This is a genomic window from Nocardia sp. NPDC005745 (assembly GCF_040630775.1).
GTDB lineage: Bacteria > Actinomycetota > Actinomycetes > Mycobacteriales > Mycobacteriaceae > Nocardia.
The window spans coordinates 244,302-262,198 of record NZ_JBEXYF010000003.1; the positions used below are offsets into that span (position 1 = coordinate 244,302).

A 17,897-nucleotide genomic window follows, 5' to 3' on the forward strand; every position below is an offset into this window, starting at 1 on the left:
GAAATGCATGAACTCGGCAAGATATTGCCCGATACGCGTCGAAGTCGGCGATATATGACTCTTCGCAGGCGCCTCCCTCCGAGTAGCTCAGCGGTAACATTATCGGAAGTATGATCGGCGACGGGACGTGAACGTTCGCATCGCCGCCGGGGTGATGAGGTATATATTGTGCTCGTAAGCGCCTACAGAAATGCTCCATTACGGCATCGAATTCTGAAGGGCTACGTAATCGTCGCAGACGATATCGACGAAATGCATCGAAAGTTGCAACGGTCATCCAGCGCGTTGTCCGGTTCCGGCGGGGGGTTCCCGCGAGTGTGTTTCAATGCGAACCGGCCGGGCTGTCTGTGGATCGATACCGGGCCGGTCTGGATCAGTGATCCCGCGCAGCGCTCCGCGCTCGTCTGCGCCTTGGCCGACGTCGTGTCCGCCGCCGCGGAGCAGGTGCGGCAGGCCGGTGGGACGCTGTTGCCGTCGGGCATCTCCTGGGGCGGCCCGCCGCATCGTCGGCTGTGCGAGGACGGGCATTCCGTCGAAGTCGCCGATGACTTGCAGCGGGAGATTCTCAGCAACCTGATCCGGCGCTACGTCCCCGAACTCGTCGCGCTCAGCGGGCGCGCGCTGTTCGTCGCGGGCCGCGTCAACGGACGTGGTTCGCTGCGTCTGGCGGAATCGAAAGACCAAGTCTCCACTCGCTATATCGCATCCGCGTCCGTCCGGCACCTGCGGCGGGTCGAGCAGGCGTTGCGCCGCGACGACCGCGTATCGGGCTTCGCGGTGATGGATGTGAATCCGGTCGGCGACACGGAATTGGAGATCCCGAATGTCAGCGTTCGATGCCTCGACGCGCAGATCTTCCCGAGTTCGGCCGTCGCGCAGGCGGTCGTGCTGCAAGCACTCGCGGTACGTGCGCGGATGATGGAGCGCGACGGCCGGCGTATGCCCGCCGTCCCGCAACGGATGCTCGATAGAAACCGATCGAACGCCATTGCCAGGGGTATGGGCGGGGAATTCGAGCGTGAGGCGGACGACCCGCGGAAGGCGCTGGAACAGGCGACCGTCCGCCGCTCGGCTGCCGAGTCGGTGTCCGATCTGCTCGACGACCTCGATGCCGAACTGCGCGCGATGCAGATCGAGCCGCGCGAGATCCTGCCCTTGCTCTCCGCTCCGGAACTCGCGAAGCTGCATCCGGAATACGCCCAGACCGAGAACGACTTGCTGGCCGTCTGGAGCAGGCAGCACGCATTCGGAGTCGAGCAGATCGCGGCACTGCTGCGGGATCGGGCGACGCTCGCGGACGACCAGCTGACCAGGCACAACAGGCGAGTCGCTCCGGGCAGCCTGGGAACCTTGGAGGCGGCCTGGCGAACCAAGCTGACGGCCCGGCCGCGACGTTCGACGCCGAACGGGCGCAAGGGGCAGGCTCGCCCCGCTCGTCAGCGCCGGTCGGACGACGAGATCATTCGCGAGTTGGACCAGTTGACCGAGCAGCGTGACATGGATGAACGGCTGCGCGCTCTGCTGGCTGGTCGCCCGCCGCGCAATCTGGCTCCGGCGCTGTCGCGCCTCGGTCGCAGCAAGGAGATTCGCCGGGTGCTGCGGCAGCCGAACGCCACGGTGCTCGAACTGAGCGCGCCGGAGGAACTCGGCGATGGCGTACCGGACGAGCTGGGCAGCCGGTTGTCGCGGAACAACCGGGTTTGCGTGCGTCTCGATGTGGCCGAGGCCGAACGGAAATCCGCGGTGGACGCGCTGATGGATCTGGCACGCAGACTGCCGAGGGGCGCGTGTGCCGGATTGATCACCAACCAAACCTACGCACGCAAAACCGATCGCCGCGCCAGCATCGAGATGATCATCCTGGGCTCCACAGAAGGGGCGCGGTCGTGAATCAGCCCGTCAATGTCGTGCTGGATATCCGGCAGACGAGCAATCCGCCCACTGACGCGGCCGAGTTGCGGGCGCTGTGGACGCAGATCGAACAGCATCTGAACGGCGCCAGCCTTCGCGACGCCGAGAAGGTCGTCGTCCCGCTGCGGGACAACCGGACATGCGTTCTGTGGATACAGGATCGGCTTCGCGCTCCGGAGCGGGTCGACGACACCACGGCCTTCTCCATCCGGGGTGTCCTGGAGCCCGCCATGGTCCGGCACAAGTGCACGACCTGCTCCGCGGAAGGCCGGGTCACCTACGGGCCCTTCCTGTGCAACGGGTGCGGCCAGGGGGATCGGCTGGGACGTGTGTGCGACGAGCACGCCGTCGTCATCGAAGGTCGGATGACCGCGACCTGTGCGCGCCACCGGCCCAGCTGCGCGTGCGGGGCCGCGGCCACGTTCTGGTGCAACGGGGAGATATGCCGGGGACGCAACGCGTTCTGCGACCGGCACCGGGTCGGGCACCCCGGCGGCGCCGACATGTCGTACTGCCCCGATTGCTATCGAAAGGAATTCCCGGAATGCGCCGGCCCGGGATGCAATTCGACCGGAAGCATCGCTTGCGAGTTCGTCGTCGATGGCAAGCGCGCGACTTGCGGAAACGCGGCATGCGCCAGGCATGCGTATCGCTGGCAGATCTTCGGACCACATAAACGAGGGCTCGGGCTGTGCCCGGATCACGCGCGGCGGCTGAAGTCGCTGGAGGACCGCCAGATCGTCTTCCAGATCGTGGCGGGAACCGCGAATCGGCGGCGCGGCCAGCGCTCCGAGGCGGGGCGCACATATATCGGGCTGCCTCGGTTGACGATCGTCCGGCATATCTTCATCAATTCTCGTTCACGCAAGTTGGACATGGTTTCCATCGACCGGATGTTCGGTGAGCTGCAGCACGACAGCCGCACCGACAACGCTGTGCGCCGTCTGTTGCAGGAGCACGAGAAGGTACGCAAACAGGACGTGGCCGTTTTCGAAGGAGACGAGGAACGCGGTCGCGAACTCTTCGACAAGCTCACCGCTTGGTTGCGGGCACGCGGCCGCGCCGAGGTGGCGAACCACATCAGCTTCGCGGACTACCGGCCTCGGTCCAACCTGCTGTTCGTCGACGTCGAGCCGGAATACATGGGCAGATTCATCGGACGCGGCGGCGCGGAGAAGCGAGCGGCGTCGAACGACCTGGGGGTCAGGGTCGAAGTGGAGCGGAAATGACATCGACCGAATGGGACAGCAGGCGGCACACGTTGCAGGTCGCCAAGGGAAATGGGCTGGTCACCGCGAATATCGTCGCCGTAAGCGCCGAGGATCGTCAGGGTACGTCCGGCCGGGTCGAAACCGCCCGGGTCGGTCTCTTCGAGGTGGGCGCCGACTCGTCGCGGCAGGCGGCGGTGCGGATCGTCGCCTCGCCTTCGGTCGCGGAGGGATCCGTCGTCGTCAGTACGGATCTGGTGGACGAGCTTCGGCTGGGCGTGATCGACGAGCACGGTTGGCGCTTGAGCGCGATGGCGTGCGATCCGGCTGCGCGGATCGTCCTGGAACCGCTCACCGAGAACCGTCTGGAGGAAGTCTGCCAGCAGTTGCGGAACGCGAAGGACATCGTGGGCCAGCAGGTTCATCTCGGCGGAGGCGACTCGTGGGTATACGCCGACGGGGAGTCCTTCCGGGTACGCCAGGTCTTCGACCGCTCCGGGCGGGAGCGGACGGACCTCTGCTACATCGACGCCGAGACCGAAATGGACGTGTTCCTGGCCGGCAATCGCAACGGGGTCGACATCGTGATCCTCGCCGATTGCAGCGGTTCGATGAGCTGGGACGACATCGAGGACCGCGCCGACGTCGTCCGTCTCGGATCGCGCCGGAGATCCGCCTACATATCGCGGATGGATGCCCTGAAGCGTTCGCTCATGGATATGGTCGAGATCCGCAGGCATGTGACCGGGCGGGTGGCCCGTATCGCGTTGGTGAAGTTCACCACCACGTCGATGTGCGTCTTCCCGAGGTCGGGCTCGATGGCCGAGATCCAGGGCCCCGACGACGAGCGGACACTGCGGGACTTCCAGGGCGCCATCGGCCTGCTGCGGCCGGAGAACGCGGCAACCGACATCGGACAGGCCCTGCATTTCGCGTCCGACCTGCTGCACCGCCACGGTGTACCGGGTAACGACCGATTGATCGTTCTGGTCAGTGACGGGGCCGACTGGAAAGAGAAGGGCGAGGAAACCGCGGGCGAGGCCGTGGTCGCGATCGCCGATCCCGTCTCGCTGATCGAGGAACTGCACGAATTCCTGAGCATCAACCTCCATGCCGTCGGAATCGGCGATCGCGACACGTTCATGCGCTGGTGGCAGACGAACCGTCCACCGGGCGAGCGCGATCCGCATATCAGTGTGATCCCGAACCACGCGTTACTGCGGGAACTGGTGCGGGTGGGTGGTGGCGATCCGAGCCGGACCGGCGGGGTAGACGTCTTGCACAGCTATTTCGCGGATCTGGGCACCGGTGTCGCGCATCATGTCGGCAAACCGTCCGGTCCCGGCGGCGCCAGGTTGCAGTCGACGATCGACACGCTCCATCCCGCGGGTCGCCGCGTCGACCGCGAAGTGCGGCGCAGACTCGGGGATCTTTCCGAGGAGCTGCTGGACTTGCGGACCCAGTTGAACGACCTCTCGCGCCGATGCGGTGAAAGCGATCTCTTCGGCCAGGTGCATCACGGCAAACTGCTCGATTTGGGGCGTCCGCTGCACGGTGCGCGCGATTTCACGTCATGGATCCTGGATTGTCATCAGGCGTTCGGTGAGACGTTGGACCGGCGGCTCAAAGGCGAGCAGCCCAAGGAGCCCAAGGACCGGTACGGCGTCGACGGCGTCTACGAGAAGATCCGGGATTGGCGGATGGACGCGGTCCGGCGGTTCCGCAACAGCGACGGGCACGCGTTCATCGAGAGTCGTGATGCCGAATTGCTCGGTGCGGTCTGCCTCAAGTTGACCGGACGGAAGGTCCTCGCCGACGACGACGCCGACTCGTGGACGAAGTTGCAGGTCGGTTTGCTGGCCGGTGTGGTCGACGTGCTGCGAGAGGTGAAGATCGTGCTCGAGAACGCACCGCTGTCTCCGCGAGCCGAGCAATATGCCGACGCGTTCTCCATCGAAGGCTACTAGGCCCGTGACCACTGGACTCAGGAGAAATCGTGGCCGCTGACGTATTCGCGTGCCTGATCTTTCGGGTGCGATGGAAGGCCGATCGAGCGCCATCGACTTGCGGCTGGCTCCCCGGCCCTCTGCCGGTGCCGATCCCGCGTGCCGGTGCTGCGGTCGGCCGCGGGGGCGATGCGGTGGTCGCCGACCGAAACGCCCGGACCGCGTACTTCTCGGCCCGCGTGCACGACGCGCTGTACGGCGCGGTGGACTCGGTGGCGGCCACCGGCCGTTGGCACAGACGGCCGACCGGTGAGCCACCGGACTGGCGGGGTGCGATCGTCCATGGCTGGGAATTGCTGTCGGGCGAAGAAGGCGGTTACGCCGTCGCGCACCTGGAGCTGTCGAAGCACCCGGTCGACGTGTTGTCCGAACTCACCAAGGTGCGAGGGGAGGGCCGCCGATGGCTGTCCACCCTTGTCGACGACGTGTCGTTCGAGTCCGCGCGGCCGCGGGTCGTCACCCACCTCTGCTGGACGGGTGATTTTATGCCGGAGCCGATTTCCGATCCGACGGCACTCGGTTCCTGGTCCACGTCGCAGCGATGGCAGTGGTTTCTGGCGTCTGGCACGTCGGTGGCGGACGGCCTGCCCGACCCCGGCGACCCCCGGATTTTCGCTGAGGTCGTCCATCTGTCGGGGGATTGGCGCGCGTTGGTGTTGCGCGACGGTGTGACCTACACGGCACTGACATCGACCGACGCCACCGAATTCCACACCGTCGCAAGGGCTTACGTGCGGTCGATCCATGTGGACGCCGTTCTGCTCGGCTCACTGCAACTGAACGCTCTGCACCGCATCGCGGATCGGATCGCGGATATCCGGGTAGACCGCACCGGCGCGGGGCCGGTCGAGTCGCTGGAAGCCGAGATCCTCGACACCCGCGCGAAGCTGTGGTGGAACAACATCTCCGAGCGTGGGGCGCAGGTCGCGGACGTGCTGCGCGCCTTCCAGAACCAGCATCGGATGACCGACCTCTACGCACAGGTCGTGGCGGACCTGGACGACATCTCGCGGTATCTGCAAGCCCGTCGCGCTCGACTGGAAGACGAGGCGATCGCCGAAGCGCAGGCACGCAGGTGCCGCAGCGAGGAGCGTCATCGGGTGTCCGAGGACCGCGATCGCCGCAATCAGACCACTATCGCTGTCATCTCGTTTCTGCTCCTACCCTTCGCCGTCACCTTCAGCGGCGCCGCTGTGCTCACCGATCCGAGCGCGACCGCCTTCGCTTGGAGTATCGCCGTGGCCATCGGGTTGTCTCTGGTCCTCGTCACCGTCTCGGCCCTGCGTGACCGGTGATCGTGAGAAATGATCGGTGGACGCTACGGCCGGGCCGTGCATACCGTGTGGGTCGCCGATGCCTCGTTCGGCGATCGACTGGGAACGTTGGTCTCCATCGCCACGGTCATCGGAATTGTATTACTCCTGGGCGTTCTCGGACTCGTCGCATTTCTGGTGCTGGCCGAGTACGGTCATGTCATTGTTTCATATACGGGTGGCATCGGCTTGCTCGCGCTGGCGATCGGGTATCTCACGAATAGCGACATCGTCATGGGGATCGGTGGTATCGGTATAGCCGTCGCAGTCGTGGTGCTGATTCTCGTCGGATGGCTCGACCCGTGACGATCGGCGGCGCGTGCGAAAAATTCTCGGCGGAACGTGTTTGTCGGTTGAACGGCCGACAGTGAATTCTCGCGGTAAAAGGTAGCATTGGCACGCCCGGGTGGCAGGTGAAAGGGAGTGGCACCGAATGAGTGAACCGAAGGCGACGATTCTTCCGGTGTATTTCGTCGCGGACGAATCGTATTCGATGGTCGACGACGTAGCGGATCTGAACACGGGCTTGACCAGCCTGCTCGACACCTTGCAGGGTGAATCCATGGCCGCGGCGAAGGTACGTTTCTGTGTGCTGGGGTTCTCCGACACCGCGGTCTGCTATCTGGAGCCCACCGATCTGCGGCATCTGGACGCCATGCCGGAACTGCGGGCTCGTGGTTCGACGTCGTTCGCTGCGGCATTCGCCGAATTGACCGACCGGATACCACGCGATATCGCAGCGCTGAAATCCGACGGCTATCTGGTGAACCGGCCTGCGGTATTCTTCCTCACCGACGGTGCGCCTAATCCGGGAGATGGCTGGGAGAGCGAGCACGCGCGTTTGACGAGTTTCGCGGCGCGTCCCAACATTCTCGCGTTCGGCATCGGGCAGGCCGACGCCAACGTTATCAGGCGGGTCGCCACGAGCCCGAACTACGCGTTCATCACCGCCGCCGGGACCGACACAGGCGTCGCGATCTCGAAATTCATCACCGCGCTGACGCAATCGGTGATCAATTCGGGCCAGGCGTTGGCTACGGGCCAGGCGACGCTTCAGGTGGAGAAGCCGGACAATTTCGTCTCGCTCGCGGTGGACACGGTGTGATGCGCTTTCTGAGCAAGCGAGACAAGCAAGTGCCGGACGACTCCTCGCCGGCGGACACGGTCGATGCCGCGAATCCGGAACCGGCGAGTGAGCAAATCGCCTCGGCCCTACCGAGCCGGTTGTCGAGCGCGCCGATCATCGTCGGTGATCCCACACCGGCGTTCGAGCCGAAAGCCGTCGGCGACGAATACGGCAGGACGCCCTACCGCGCGGACACCATGATCGACGGATGGTCGCGCGGCCCGTTCACGATCCGCGCGGCGTCGGTGCGCGGATACCTGCACCGGTACAACGGTGCTCCGCGCCAGGACGATTTCGCCGTCACCGCCGCGCCGGATCGGGAACGACTGATCGTGGCCGTAGCCGACGGAGTGTCGGCGGCGCGGCATTCGCACATCGGCTCGACCACCGCCGTGCGCTACGCCACGCAGTGGCTGGAAGAGCAGCCCGCGCAGGAACTCGGCGACATCGGCTGGCACTCGCTGTTCCAGAACACCGCGTGGATGTTGACCGAGCGGGCGGCTGCCGTCCTGTCGCTGCCGCAAGCGGATGCCGAGCAAGCCGAGCAAGCGCTGGCGACGACGCTGACGTGTGTGGTGTGCGAGCAGCACGCCGACGGCGGGTTGTCGGCGACGCTGGCCGGGGTCGGTGACTCCGGTGTGTGGTTGCTCTCGGGCGCGAGTTTCATTCCGGTGCTCGGCGGTAAGCCGGCTTCCGGCTCCGGGTTGACGTCGTCCGCGGTGAGCGGACTGCCCAGGGTTCCGAACGAAGTCGAGCCCATAACGGTGGTCGTCGAGCCGGGTCAGGTGTTGCTGGTGGGGACCGACGGATTCGGGGATCCGCTCGGAAGCGGCGACGGCGAAGTCGGCGCGTTGTTCGCCTCGGTGCTCGCCGGTCGAGTGCCGTCGCAGCTGGAATTCGCACACGCCCTGGACTTCTCGCGGGAGACGTTCGACGACGACCGCACATTGGTGGCCATCTGGCCGAGGGAGAACTGACGGGACGGGCAGTGACACAGCAGCGAGTGAAGGTCGGTCAGCTGGGCCCTTTGACCAAACTGGCTTCCGGCGGTCAAGGGGTGGTCTACAGCGCCCCCGGTGCGCGGATGAGATACGCGAAGGCGGTGGTGTACAAGGAGTACAAACCCGCTGTGCTGCCCAGCGTCTCGGTCGACGTGCTGGACGAGATGCCCGCCTATCTGGAATCGCTGCCCTTCGCCGAGGGCATGGATCTGCTCTCCCGGGTGGCGTGGCCGTGCCGGCTGGTGGAGGCGGACAACTCCATTCAGGTGACCGGGTTCGTGATGCCCGCGATCCCAGACGAGTTCTTCATCAAGATGACCATGTCCTCGGCGGTGCAGTCGAAGACCGCGGAGTTCCAGCACCTGCTCAACGGTGACGCCTTCCTCGCGAGGCGGGGCATCCCCTTGACCGAACGGCACCGTTACGAATTGCTGGCGGACGCCGCTGAGGCGCTGACGATTCTGCATCGCCACCACATCGCGGTCGGTGACCTGTCGCCGAAGAACCTGCTCTTCTCGTTGCAGCCGGACCGGAAGGTGTACTTCATCGACTGCGACGCCATGCGACTGCGCTCCCGGTCGGTGTCCGCGCAGGTCGAGACTCCGGACTGGGAGGTCCGGGTGATCAATCCAGGAGAGGAACTGGCGACCGCCCAATCGGATGCCTACAAGTTCGGGTTGCTCGTCCTGCGGCTGCTGGCCGGAGACCAGAGCACCCGCGATCCGCACCGGTTGCCCGCAACCGTGCCGAGTCCGGTCCGGGTGCTGGTCGACGCGGCCCTGTCCGCCACTCCGGGGCAGCGGCCCCGCCCGGCGGACTGGCTTCCGGCGCTCACCGACGCGGCCACCCTCGCGACGACCCGAACGCCGTCGCCACCACCCCGAACAACGCGCACACCACCGTGGCCCGGCCCGGCCGGGGTCGGTGCGCCGGTACTACCACCCGCGCCGGCGGTTCCGCCTCGGCCCACTAGCCGCCGCCCGTTCTACCAGCGCGTTTCGCCGCGCGTGAAAGTGATCGCCGGGATAGCCGTCGTTCTCGTCATCGTCGGTTTGCTGACCAGCAAGACGTCGGGCGGCAACAATCCCAGCCCGGCAGGCAACCGGGCGCCGGCCGTGGCGGCGATCCCGGCGACGGTGACTTCGACGATCGCGGTGGGGGCGCAACCGTGGGGCGTCGCGGTCGATCCGAACACCGAAAGCGTGTTCGTCACCAACAGCGCGGGCAACTCGGTCTCGGTGATCAATACCCGGACGTCCGCCGCCGCGTCGGTCACCGCGCCGGGCATGGTGAAACCGGCCGCGGTCGCGATCGACGCGGCAGCGGGCATCGCCTATGTCACCAATGCCGGAAGCGGCTCGGTATCCGTCATCAATACGCGTAGCCGGGCAGTGGTCGGAAGTATCGCGGTCGGGGCGGGGCCGTACGGCATCGCCGTCGACTCCGCCGCGCGCACCGCCTTCGTCACGAACTTCGAGGCGAACACGGTGTCGGTGATCGACACCGGATCCAGGGTGGTCACCGCGACGATCCCGGTCGGCAGCCATCCCTATGGCGTGGCCGTGGATCCCGGTACGCGCGGCGTCTTCGTCGCCAACGCGGGCCCGCCCGGCGCGGTCGATCACACGGTGTCGGTCATCGACCCCGTCGCGTCGGCGGTGGTCGCCACCATCAATGTCGGTAACCAGCCGTGGGGTGTGGCGATCGACGCCGATACGCGAACCGCGTACGTCACCAATCACGCCGACGGCACCGTCTCGGTGATCGACATCCGAACCCGCGCGGTCACCGCGACGCTGCGCGTCGGGCTCGGGCCGGTCGGTGTGGCGGTGGATCAACCCGGACGGACGGTGTACGTCACCAACCACGGTCTCGATGACGCGCGCACCGGCAACACCATTTCTTCGATCGACACCCGGACCGGCGAGGCCGGCGATTCGATCCGGGTCGGGGCCCGCCCGCACGGTGTCGTCGTCGATTCCGCCACCAGAAACGTCTATGTCACGAATTTCACCGACGGCACACTGTCCGTGATCGGTGACTGATGCCGATACACGACATCCACAAGGGGAGAACGCGCTGGTCACGGCTCGGTGTGGCGGTGGTCGTCGCGTACGCGACCGTTGTCGTCGCGGGCAGCGGAACCGAGTCGGGCACGCACGAGTTGCCCGCGGGACCGAGTGAATCGACTGCTCTCGGCCGGAGGCTGGAGCCGATCGTGCGCGGCGTTCTCGATTCGATGCTCGTTCCCGGCGCGGTGGTCTACGTGCGCACACCGGACACCGTCTGGCGTCAGGCGTTCGGGACGCGGACCGTCGGGCAGGACGACCCGATCACGGTGGACGATTTCTTCCGGGTCGGTTCGACTACGAAGACGATGGTCGGCACCGTCGCACTGCAACTGGTCCGGGAAGGCAAGCTGGCACTGGACGATCCGGTGTCGAAGTACCGGCCCGGCGTTCCGAACGGCGCGCAGATCACGATCACCGAGCTGCTGAACATGCGCAGCGGGTTGTTCAGCTACAACGAGGCGCCGCGGCTCGCGCGAGCGATGGACGAGGATCCCGGGCGCAGATGGCAGCCCGAAGAGCTCTTGCGGCTGGGTTTCTCGTCGCCGCCGTATTTCGAACCCGACGCGGAGTTCCGCTATTCGAATACGAATACGATCCTGTTGGCGTCGCTGCTCGAGCAGATCACCGGGGAGGATATCCGCTCGTTGCTCGTGGATCGGATCTTCCGCCCGCTCGGCCTGGCGAAGACGTCCTTTCCGGCCCCCGGTGACGCGTCCCTGCCCGCGCCGTCACCGCATGGATACCTGTACGGCACCAACGTCGAGGCGCTCGCGTCGCCGCGGTTGCCGGACGACGAAGTCCTGGCGGCCCGAGCGGGCACCTTGCTGCCGACCGATGTGACGAATCTCGATCCTTCGTGGATCGGGGCCGCGGGAGCGGCGATCTCGACCGCGGAAGACCTGGCCGCCTACGTCCGGAAGCTGGTAGGTGGCGACGAATTGCTCGGGTCCCCGCTCCAGCGACAGCGCCTCGACAGTGCGGCTCCGCTGAGCCGGAGCGATCCGGCGGGCATCCATTACGGTCTCGGGCTGGAGTCGTTCGGGCCGATGATGGGCCACGACGGGGCCATTCCGGGTTTTCAGACGTTCATGGGCTACGACCCCGTCACGGACATCACCATCATCGTGCTGTGCACGTTGCGCGACGGGCCCGCCGGTGGAAGGCCCGCGAACGAGATCGCCTACGGCTTCGTCCGCACGCTGATCGGTGGATGACTCGGAATCGTGATGGCCGAGCGTCTGCGTTCGCGGGCCGATCGTCCGGCGAAACGGTTCATGATCGGCTTGTCGATGCCGTGATAGATCGCTGCCGCGGCAAGGATGGATGCCACGAGAGTGACCGTCGCCCACATCGCCCAGCCGCCGATCGAGTATCGCCGACCGCCGATGAACAGCCGGGTGATGATCACCATGACCGGGAACTGGATCATGTAGAACGCGTAGGAGATGTCACCGAGCCAGATCAGTGGGCGGCGGGCGTTGAGACCCGAGACGCCCGCGAGGTCGCGGGCGGCCAGGGTGGCCACCACCGCCGCCATCGGACCCACCAGCAGCGCCGACATCTTGTAGTTCACCGGAACGAACCAGGTGGCGGCGTAGCCGAGCGCGAGCGCGGTCAGCGGCATGGTCAGCCGGGTGTTGCGCCACAGCCCATCGGCGACCAGGCGAGCGGCGAGGACTCCCAAGTAGAACTCGGGCAGTCGTGATGCCGGGAAAAGGTAGCTGAGCCAGTACGACGGCGGTATCGGAATATCGCGTTGCGCGAACCATTGTGGTGAGGCGTGGATTTCGAACTCGGGGGAGACCTCACCCCGGAGCAGCCTCGGAGCGAAGGTGTTGGCGATTCCCTTGGGCCCGTCGGCCCCCAGGTAGAAGCCGGTGTGCAAGGCGAGGATCAGGACGAGCAGCGCCGCCACCGCCCACCACAGTCTGTGCCGCGGAATCCGGGCGACAGCCGGTGCGACAAGGGGAAAACTGAGGTAGAACAGTAGTTCCGCACACAACGACCAGGACGGCACATTGAGCCCTCCCAGCGTGGTCCACTTCGGCACCCAGGTGTGCACCAGCAGAAGGTTCGGCGCCCACACCACCGGACGGGCCAGCGGTACGCCCGCCGCGACGACGAAGACCAGTGCGGCGACCAGGTGGGTCGGGTAGATCTTCAGGATTCGGCGGCGATAGAACAGCCGGACCGACTTACCGTCGCGGGACGACCAGTAGATGACGAAGCCGGACAGCACGAAGAAGAAGGTCACCCCCGCCGCGCCCGATTGCATGGGAACGAAGCCGTGGATGGTGCGGAACAGCTGCGACTTCTGGAAGGGGTAGACCGGAAGGAATACCAGTGCGTGCAGTACGAATACCGCGAACGCCGCCCACCATCGAGCGCCGGTGAGGGAGGGCAGTTCAGCGCCTGGACGGCGGTCGGGCAGCATGGGCGAGGCCTGCTCAGAGCCCGAATTGCTGGCGCATCCGGTCGGCGACGACGCCGTTGCCCCGCGCGTTGGGATGTACCGGAGCGCCGTCGAACGGTGAGTCGGCGCCGGCAAGGCCGCTGATCCACGGATCGTCCGAACAACTGGCGTGCCCCGCGGTGACGGCGCGCACGTCGACGAACTCGATCCCCAACAGCCCTGCGGCCGTCCGCTGTGCGTCCTGGACTCGATCGAGGTACGCGATATAGCCTTCCGCGCGCGGCTGGACGACCCGTCCGGCCACAGCGAGATCCATGCACGCGGTGGACTGTCCCGGCGGGAACACTTCCGGATACCCCACGAGTGCCACCCGGGCCTTCGGTGCGTAGTAACGCACGAACGTGACGACCTCGCGTACCCGATCGGCGTAACCGGAGCCGGTCACCGCGCGGTAGTCGGGCAGCCGGTTCTGATCGGCGGCGTCGAACCCGCACCCGGCCACGATATTGAGCAGACAGTCGGTCGAGGGGAACGCCGTTCCGGTCGAGTTGCCCCACACGTCGTTCAGTCCCGCTTGGATCAGGACGACCCGGGTGTCGGGCCCGAAAGCACCCTGCGCGAACGCCTTCCGTGCCTGGTGCACAAGCGTCCAGCCGTTGCCGGTGTCGATCGTGCCACCGTTGCAGGACACGTCGAGGAATCGGGCCGTCCCGGACAGCTGTGTCGCCGCCGCGAGTTGGTTCGGCCAGGAAGAGGGCGAACGGGTGCATCCGTCGTCGGCGTGGCCCAGGACGGGGGCGGTCGCCGTGAACGAATCGCCCAGAACGACCAGTGCGGTCCCGCCGGCCGGATCGGCCACGGCGGTCGTGCCAGGGATCAGGACGGCCAACGACACCGCCGCGAGCACCGCGGTGACCGTCGACCTCCCTCGGAGCGACCTCATCACACACCCAATCTTTTGATGGCACAGGAGGATCCAGTATCGCCGCGCCGCGCCGCGCGCCGCTGTCGGTCGAACGGTGGACTGCCCTCGACGGGGTGCGCGATTAGCCTGGCACCGTGCGCACCAGCCGATTCGGATCTCGTCGATTGCTGATCGCGACCGGTATCGCCGCCCTCGCGGTCGGTGGGTGCGGCGAGCCGTCCGAGCCGTCGCCTGTCGGCGCTGTCTCGCCGACGTCGGTTACGGATCCGGCGCCGGTCGCGGAGCCCGCGCCGCCGATCGTTTCGGAAGCCGCGAACCGGCCGCCGGAAGCCGCCGCGCCGGAAGCCGCGGTGCCGGAGGTCGTCGCATCCGAAGCTGCCGTACCGGAAGCCGCTGCGCCGCCGCCGGTCGAAGCCCCAGTCGTACGGGTCCCGCAGCCCGCGCCGCAGCCGATACCCGTGCAGCCGCCGCAGGCCGAGCCGCCCTCTCTCCCCGACCCCGGCTTCGAGCCGCGTTCTGGGTATTGATCGGCCGCTCGTCCGGCGATTACGCGTAGTAGCGGGGCAGCGGTCAGGAAACGGCGGCCTGGCCCCGCAGACGGAACAGCGAGGGACCGCCGTAGAGGCACCAGGCGGCGATCACCGGATCGCAGATCGCGCAGCCCAGGGACGAGTCGTGCGCGAACGGGATGATGGGATTGCCCTTGAAGTGGTGCAGCAGGTCCCAGGCGGTATGCAGGAGCCAGGCGATGCCGATGAACGTCCAGGACTCCAGTCCCCGGTAGGCGCAGTAGGTGACGGCGGCGGTGAAGACGAATTCCCAGCCGCCGAATCCGCCTCCGCTGAGGTACGCGGCTCCCGCGCCGGCGACCATGACGGCGTTGAAACGGCGGCGATGCGGCTCGGGAATCGCCGACATGGCCAGCGCGTACAGGACGCCGATCAGTATCGGCGCGACATAACTCATTATCGGTGGACTCCTTGTGAGCAGGGCCTTCGGCGAATCGAATGTATCGGCGAGGCTCGTTGCCGCCCAGTGGCATTCAAGCCACGTCTCACCGGGAATTCGCCAAACGGCGCAGTCGTCTCCGTCGGATGACGGCGTCTCCGGTTGTGGAGGTGGCAGGTGGTGGGAGTCACAGGACGATTGATGAGGTCGGGGACGGGTATGCGGCGGATGTCAGCCGACTAATCAATGGGAGGTATGTGATGCCGGAGCATCAGAGCGGACCCCGGGAAGCTGTCGAGGGTGTCGTCGAGGACATCAAGGGGAAGGCGAAGGAAGCCGCTGGCGTCGTCACCGGTGACGAGAACCTGAAGAAAGAGGGTCGCGCCCAGCAGGACAAGGCCGAGTCCCAGCGGGACGCGGCGCAGAAGGAAGCCGAGGCCGAAAAGGCCCGTGCGGACGCGGATCTCGACGAGGCGCGGCAGAACGCGTACGAGAGCGGCAAGGACGTCTAGCTCCCGCCGCGACATCCGATGTGGCGGTGCGATCCGTTCCCGGTCGGCGGTGAATTGCCGCCGACCGGGCCGCCCTCAGCAATTACTCGGTGCGGGCACGTCGTGCAGGCGCGCGTCCAACCAATCGAGCGCGGACGGGATTCCGAGTACGGCGGCGGACAAATGATCCGGGCTGTGGAATTTCTCGTATTGCACGCGCACGCCCGCACGGCAATACCGCCCGAGCGTGGCATCGACCGACTCCACCGGGATCAGCGCGTCGTTCTCCGCGCGCCATTGGTAGAGCGGCACGGCCGGAATACCGTCGTAGAGTTCCAGACTGTTCTCCTCGAGCACCCCGCGAGCGCGCGGGTCGTCGGCCAGCGAATTCGAGGCCGCCACATCCACGATGCCGCGCCCGGCGCCTGCCAGGAGGATCTCGTTCGTGCAACTGTCGGCGATCCGGTTGCGGACCGCCAATCCGACCGAATTCAGTTGCTCGCTCACCGGCAGCCGTGCCGGGTATTCCCGCTCCAGTCCGAGGGCCGCCGCGAAGGCGAGGCCGAATGCCGCGTGCGGCGCGTAGCCGAGACCCTCGATCATCTTGACCAGATTCATCGGCACCCCGCCCGCCGCCACCCCGGCCAGCGGCAGTTCCGGCGCGTAGGTCGGCGCCAGCGCGGCCGCCCACGAACTCGCCATGCCGCCGCCGGAGTAGCCGAGCAGGGCGATCGGGCTGTCCACCAGCCCCAGTTCCGCGACCCGCCGGGCGGCGCGCAGACCGTCGAGGGTGATCATGCCGCCGAGTTTCGCGGCACCGTAGGCGCTGGTCGGGCCCAGATGATCAGGGAGAGCGACCGACCAGCCGCGCAGCAGCAGGGCGTTGAGCGCGGGTGCTTCGCGCACCGCCAGGTTGGGATCGCTGGTGTAGAGCACACGGGACACCGAGCACTGGGTGCCGAGTGCGTTGATGATGTGCTGGTAGGACAGCAGCGGCCTACCGGGGGTGGGATTCGGCGGAGTCAGCACGGTAGTGGTGGCCGCGATCGGGTCGCCAACGGAGTTGGTGGAGCGGAACTTGATCATCGTGACAGTCGAGCCCGGGAACACGGGCAGTGCGGGCATCTGCCGTACCGCGAGGACATCGCCGGGTGCGGCGCGGTCCAGGCCGGCCGGGGTGGCGTAGAACGGATCCGGATCGGGTGCGGGATAGATCGGCTGCGCTGCGGCTTGCGGTGTGATCACGCAGAGCGCGGCCGCGGCGGTGGCGATGACCAATCGAAGCATGGTTTTCGACGACTCCCATTCATCACGACGTGCTGTTCCGTAACGCTGGTGTGCTGAAGTCGAATGCTCCCGGCCGCCGGTCGCTTTGACCGATGCCCGGACCTGCACACTGTAGGGGACGGTCGGAAAAAGCCGAGGTAGCCGCGCCGCTTGTGGACGCAGGCGCGCGCCGTCCCCCGGTGGGCTACCGTAGCCCGGTGCTTCTGCTGGTCGGTGTGGTCCTGCTCGGTGTGTTCGCGGTGCGATTCGGCAGGGACCGCAGGAGGCTGGGCCACGGAGTGCTGCTGCTTCTCGGGGCGGGGTTCGTCGGCGCGTGGGCGGTGGGCCGGGTCGCCGAAGGGGATCTGCCGGTGGTGCTCGCACCGCTGCTGGTGCTCCTGTCGCCGCTGCTGGTCCTGGTGCTCGCCGGGTTGTCGATCGCCAACGGCGCGCAATTGGTGCGTCGAGAGGGGTGGCGTCTTCCGCATCTGCTGCCGCTCGGGCTCGGCTTCGGGCTGCTGGTGCCCTATCTGGTGCTGGCTCTCGCCTTGGTGACCGAAAATCGCTGGCTGGTAGTCCTGCTGGCCTCGCTGACGATGGCGATCAGCTACGTCGGGTTCCTGTTCGCGGCGTTCCTGTTGTATTCGCTCTGCTACGGTCTGCTGTCCTATCGTCCCGAGATGGACGCGATCGTGGTGCACGGCGCCGGGTTGGTCGACGGCGAGGTGCCGCCGTTGCTGGCCGCGCGCCTGGATCGCGCGATCGAGGTCTACCGCGGCGAAGCCGATGCGGGACGCGCCCCGCTGTTGATCGCCAGTGGCGGTAGGGGTTCCGATGAGGAGGTTTCCGAGGCGTCGGCGATGGCGGACTACCTGATCCGCCACGGGGTGCCCGAAGACCACGTGGTGCTGGAGGATCGCTCGGAAACCACCGAGGAGAATCTGCTCTTCACCAAGCGGCTGCTCGGCGAGCGCGGCGCCACCACGCGCATGGTGCTGGTGACGAGCAATTTCCACGTGCTGCGCACGGCGATCCTGGCGCGCCGCCTCCGCCTCGATGCCGAGGTGACGGGCGCCAGGACCGCCTTCTACTACCTGCCGAGCGCTTTCCTGCGCGAATTCGCCGCGTTGCTGGTGGCCTATAAGTGGAGCAATGTGCTCATGGGCCTCGCGTTGGTGTCGCTGCCGCCCCTCGTGCTGCTGGCCACCGGCCGATGA

At 66.7% G+C, this 17,897-nt stretch carries 15 protein-coding genes; 11 read left to right on the forward strand and 4 right to left on the reverse strand.

Annotation, left to right across the window (positions count from 1 at the left end; genetic code table 11):
* Positions 1-315: 315 nt before the first annotated feature.
* The 9 genes from ABZ420_RS05475 to ABZ420_RS05515 all read left to right on the forward strand — a co-directional run bounded on the left by ABZ420_RS05475 (position 316) and on the right by ABZ420_RS05515 (position 11,851).
* Complete coding sequence (locus tag ABZ420_RS05475; protein ID WP_357117324.1) at positions 316-1,890, forward strand: hypothetical protein; 1,575 nt, start codon at positions 316-318, stop codon at positions 1,888-1,890.
* A complete protein-coding gene (locus tag ABZ420_RS05480) occupies positions 1,887-3,140 on the forward strand; it encodes a KH domain-containing protein (RefSeq protein WP_357117326.1) in 1,254 nt (417 codons plus the stop codon). The genes ABZ420_RS05475 and ABZ420_RS05480 overlap by 4 nt, the downstream gene beginning before the upstream one ends.
* Positions 3,137-5,086: a vWA domain-containing protein gene (locus tag ABZ420_RS05485; protein ID WP_357117329.1), complete on the forward strand. Its 1,950-nt coding sequence runs from the start codon at positions 3,137-3,139 to the stop codon at positions 5,084-5,086. The genes ABZ420_RS05480 and ABZ420_RS05485 overlap by 4 nt, the downstream gene beginning before the upstream one ends.
* A gap of 173 nt (positions 5,087-5,259) precedes the next feature.
* Positions 5,260-6,420 carry a hypothetical protein gene (locus tag ABZ420_RS05490; RefSeq protein ID WP_357117331.1) on the forward strand — a complete coding sequence of 387 codons (1,161 nt, stop codon included), beginning with the start codon at positions 5,260-5,262 and terminating at the stop codon, positions 6,418-6,420.
* Between the two features lie 9 nt (positions 6,421-6,429).
* Positions 6,430-6,744 (forward strand): hypothetical protein, encoded by a 315-nt coding sequence (locus tag ABZ420_RS05495; RefSeq protein WP_357117333.1) that lies wholly within the window; start codon positions 6,430-6,432, stop codon positions 6,742-6,744.
* Positions 6,745-6,871: 127 nt separating this feature from the next.
* Positions 6,872-7,543, forward strand: coding sequence for a VWA domain-containing protein (locus ABZ420_RS05500; RefSeq protein ID WP_040865669.1), 672 nt, complete (start codon positions 6,872-6,874; stop codon positions 7,541-7,543).
* Positions 7,543-8,541 (forward strand): protein phosphatase 2C domain-containing protein, encoded by a 999-nt coding sequence (locus ABZ420_RS05505; RefSeq protein WP_357117433.1) that lies wholly within the window; start codon positions 7,543-7,545, stop codon positions 8,539-8,541. The genes ABZ420_RS05500 and ABZ420_RS05505 overlap by 1 nt, the downstream gene beginning before the upstream one ends.
* A gap of 11 nt (positions 8,542-8,552) precedes the next feature.
* Positions 8,553-10,610, forward strand: a complete 2,058-nt coding sequence (locus ABZ420_RS05510) for a hypothetical protein (RefSeq protein WP_357117335.1) — start codon at positions 8,553-8,555, stop codon at positions 10,608-10,610.
* Positions 10,610-11,851 carry a serine hydrolase domain-containing protein gene (locus tag ABZ420_RS05515; protein WP_357117337.1) on the forward strand — a complete coding sequence of 414 codons (1,242 nt, stop codon included), beginning with the start codon at positions 10,610-10,612 and terminating at the stop codon, positions 11,849-11,851. Before ABZ420_RS05510 ends, ABZ420_RS05515 begins: the two co-directional genes overlap by 1 nt.
* Here ABZ420_RS05515 and ABZ420_RS05520 read toward each other — a convergent pair.
* The 3 genes from ABZ420_RS05520 to ABZ420_RS05530 all read right to left on the reverse strand — a co-directional run bounded on the left by ABZ420_RS05520 (position 11,818) and on the right by ABZ420_RS05530 (position 14,941).
* Positions 11,818-13,071: an acyltransferase gene (locus ABZ420_RS05520; RefSeq protein WP_357117339.1), complete on the reverse strand. Its 1,254-nt coding sequence runs from the start codon at positions 13,069-13,071 to the stop codon at positions 11,818-11,820. The genes ABZ420_RS05515 and ABZ420_RS05520 overlap by 34 nt on opposite strands.
* Before the next feature lie 13 nt (positions 13,072-13,084).
* Positions 13,085-13,993, reverse strand: a complete 909-nt coding sequence (locus ABZ420_RS05525) for an SGNH/GDSL hydrolase family protein (RefSeq protein ID WP_357117341.1) — start codon at positions 13,991-13,993, stop codon at positions 13,085-13,087.
* A 552-nt stretch (positions 13,994-14,545) separates the two neighbouring features.
* Positions 14,546-14,941: a DUF6010 family protein gene (locus tag ABZ420_RS05530; protein ID WP_357117343.1), complete on the reverse strand. Its 396-nt coding sequence runs from the start codon at positions 14,939-14,941 to the stop codon at positions 14,546-14,548.
* Positions 14,942-15,183: 242 nt separating this feature from the next.
* On the opposite strand from ABZ420_RS05530, the gene ABZ420_RS05535 reads away from it, so the two are divergent.
* Positions 15,184-15,435 carry a CsbD family protein gene (locus ABZ420_RS05535; protein ID WP_062969707.1) on the forward strand — a complete coding sequence of 84 codons (252 nt, stop codon included), beginning with the start codon at positions 15,184-15,186 and terminating at the stop codon, positions 15,433-15,435.
* Between the two features lie 75 nt (positions 15,436-15,510).
* On the opposite strand, the gene ABZ420_RS05540 is transcribed toward ABZ420_RS05535, so the two are convergent.
* Positions 15,511-16,701: a lipase family protein gene (locus ABZ420_RS05540; RefSeq protein WP_357117345.1), complete on the reverse strand. Its 1,191-nt coding sequence runs from the start codon at positions 16,699-16,701 to the stop codon at positions 15,511-15,513.
* Positions 16,702-16,898: 197 nt separating this feature from the next.
* On the opposite strand from ABZ420_RS05540, the gene ABZ420_RS05545 reads away from it, so the two are divergent.
* Positions 16,899-17,897, forward strand: coding sequence for a YdcF family protein (locus ABZ420_RS05545; protein ID WP_357117347.1), 999 nt, complete (start codon positions 16,899-16,901; stop codon positions 17,895-17,897).

Bases quoted from the DNA above. Each gene is read 5' to 3' on its own strand.
- ABZ420_RS05505 (WP_357117433.1), top strand. From the start codon at position 7,543: ATGCGCTTTCTGAGCAAGCGAGACAAGCAAGTGCCGGACGACTCCTCG.
- ABZ420_RS05520 (WP_357117339.1), bottom strand. From the start codon at position 13,071: ATGCTGCCCGACCGCCGTCCAGGCGCTGAACTGCCCTCCCTCACCGGC.
- ABZ420_RS05500 (WP_040865669.1), top strand. From the start codon at position 6,872: ATGAGTGAACCGAAGGCGACGATTCTTCCGGTGTATTTCGTCGCGGAC.
- ABZ420_RS05535 (WP_062969707.1), top strand. From the start codon at position 15,184: ATGCCGGAGCATCAGAGCGGACCCCGGGAAGCTGTCGAGGGTGTCGTC.
- ABZ420_RS05530 (WP_357117343.1), bottom strand. From the start codon at position 14,941: ATGAGTTATGTCGCGCCGATACTGATCGGCGTCCTGTACGCGCTGGCC.
- ABZ420_RS05515 (WP_357117337.1), top strand. From the start codon at position 10,610: ATGCCGATACACGACATCCACAAGGGGAGAACGCGCTGGTCACGGCTC.
- ABZ420_RS05540 (WP_357117345.1), bottom strand. From the start codon at position 16,701: ATGCTTCGATTGGTCATCGCCACCGCCGCGGCCGCGCTCTGCGTGATC.
- ABZ420_RS05485 (WP_357117329.1), top strand. From the start codon at position 3,137: ATGACATCGACCGAATGGGACAGCAGGCGGCACACGTTGCAGGTCGCC.
- ABZ420_RS05525 (WP_357117341.1), bottom strand. From the start codon at position 13,993: ATGAGGTCGCTCCGAGGGAGGTCGACGGTCACCGCGGTGCTCGCGGCG.
- ABZ420_RS05495 (WP_357117333.1), top strand. From the start codon at position 6,430: ATGATCGGTGGACGCTACGGCCGGGCCGTGCATACCGTGTGGGTCGCC.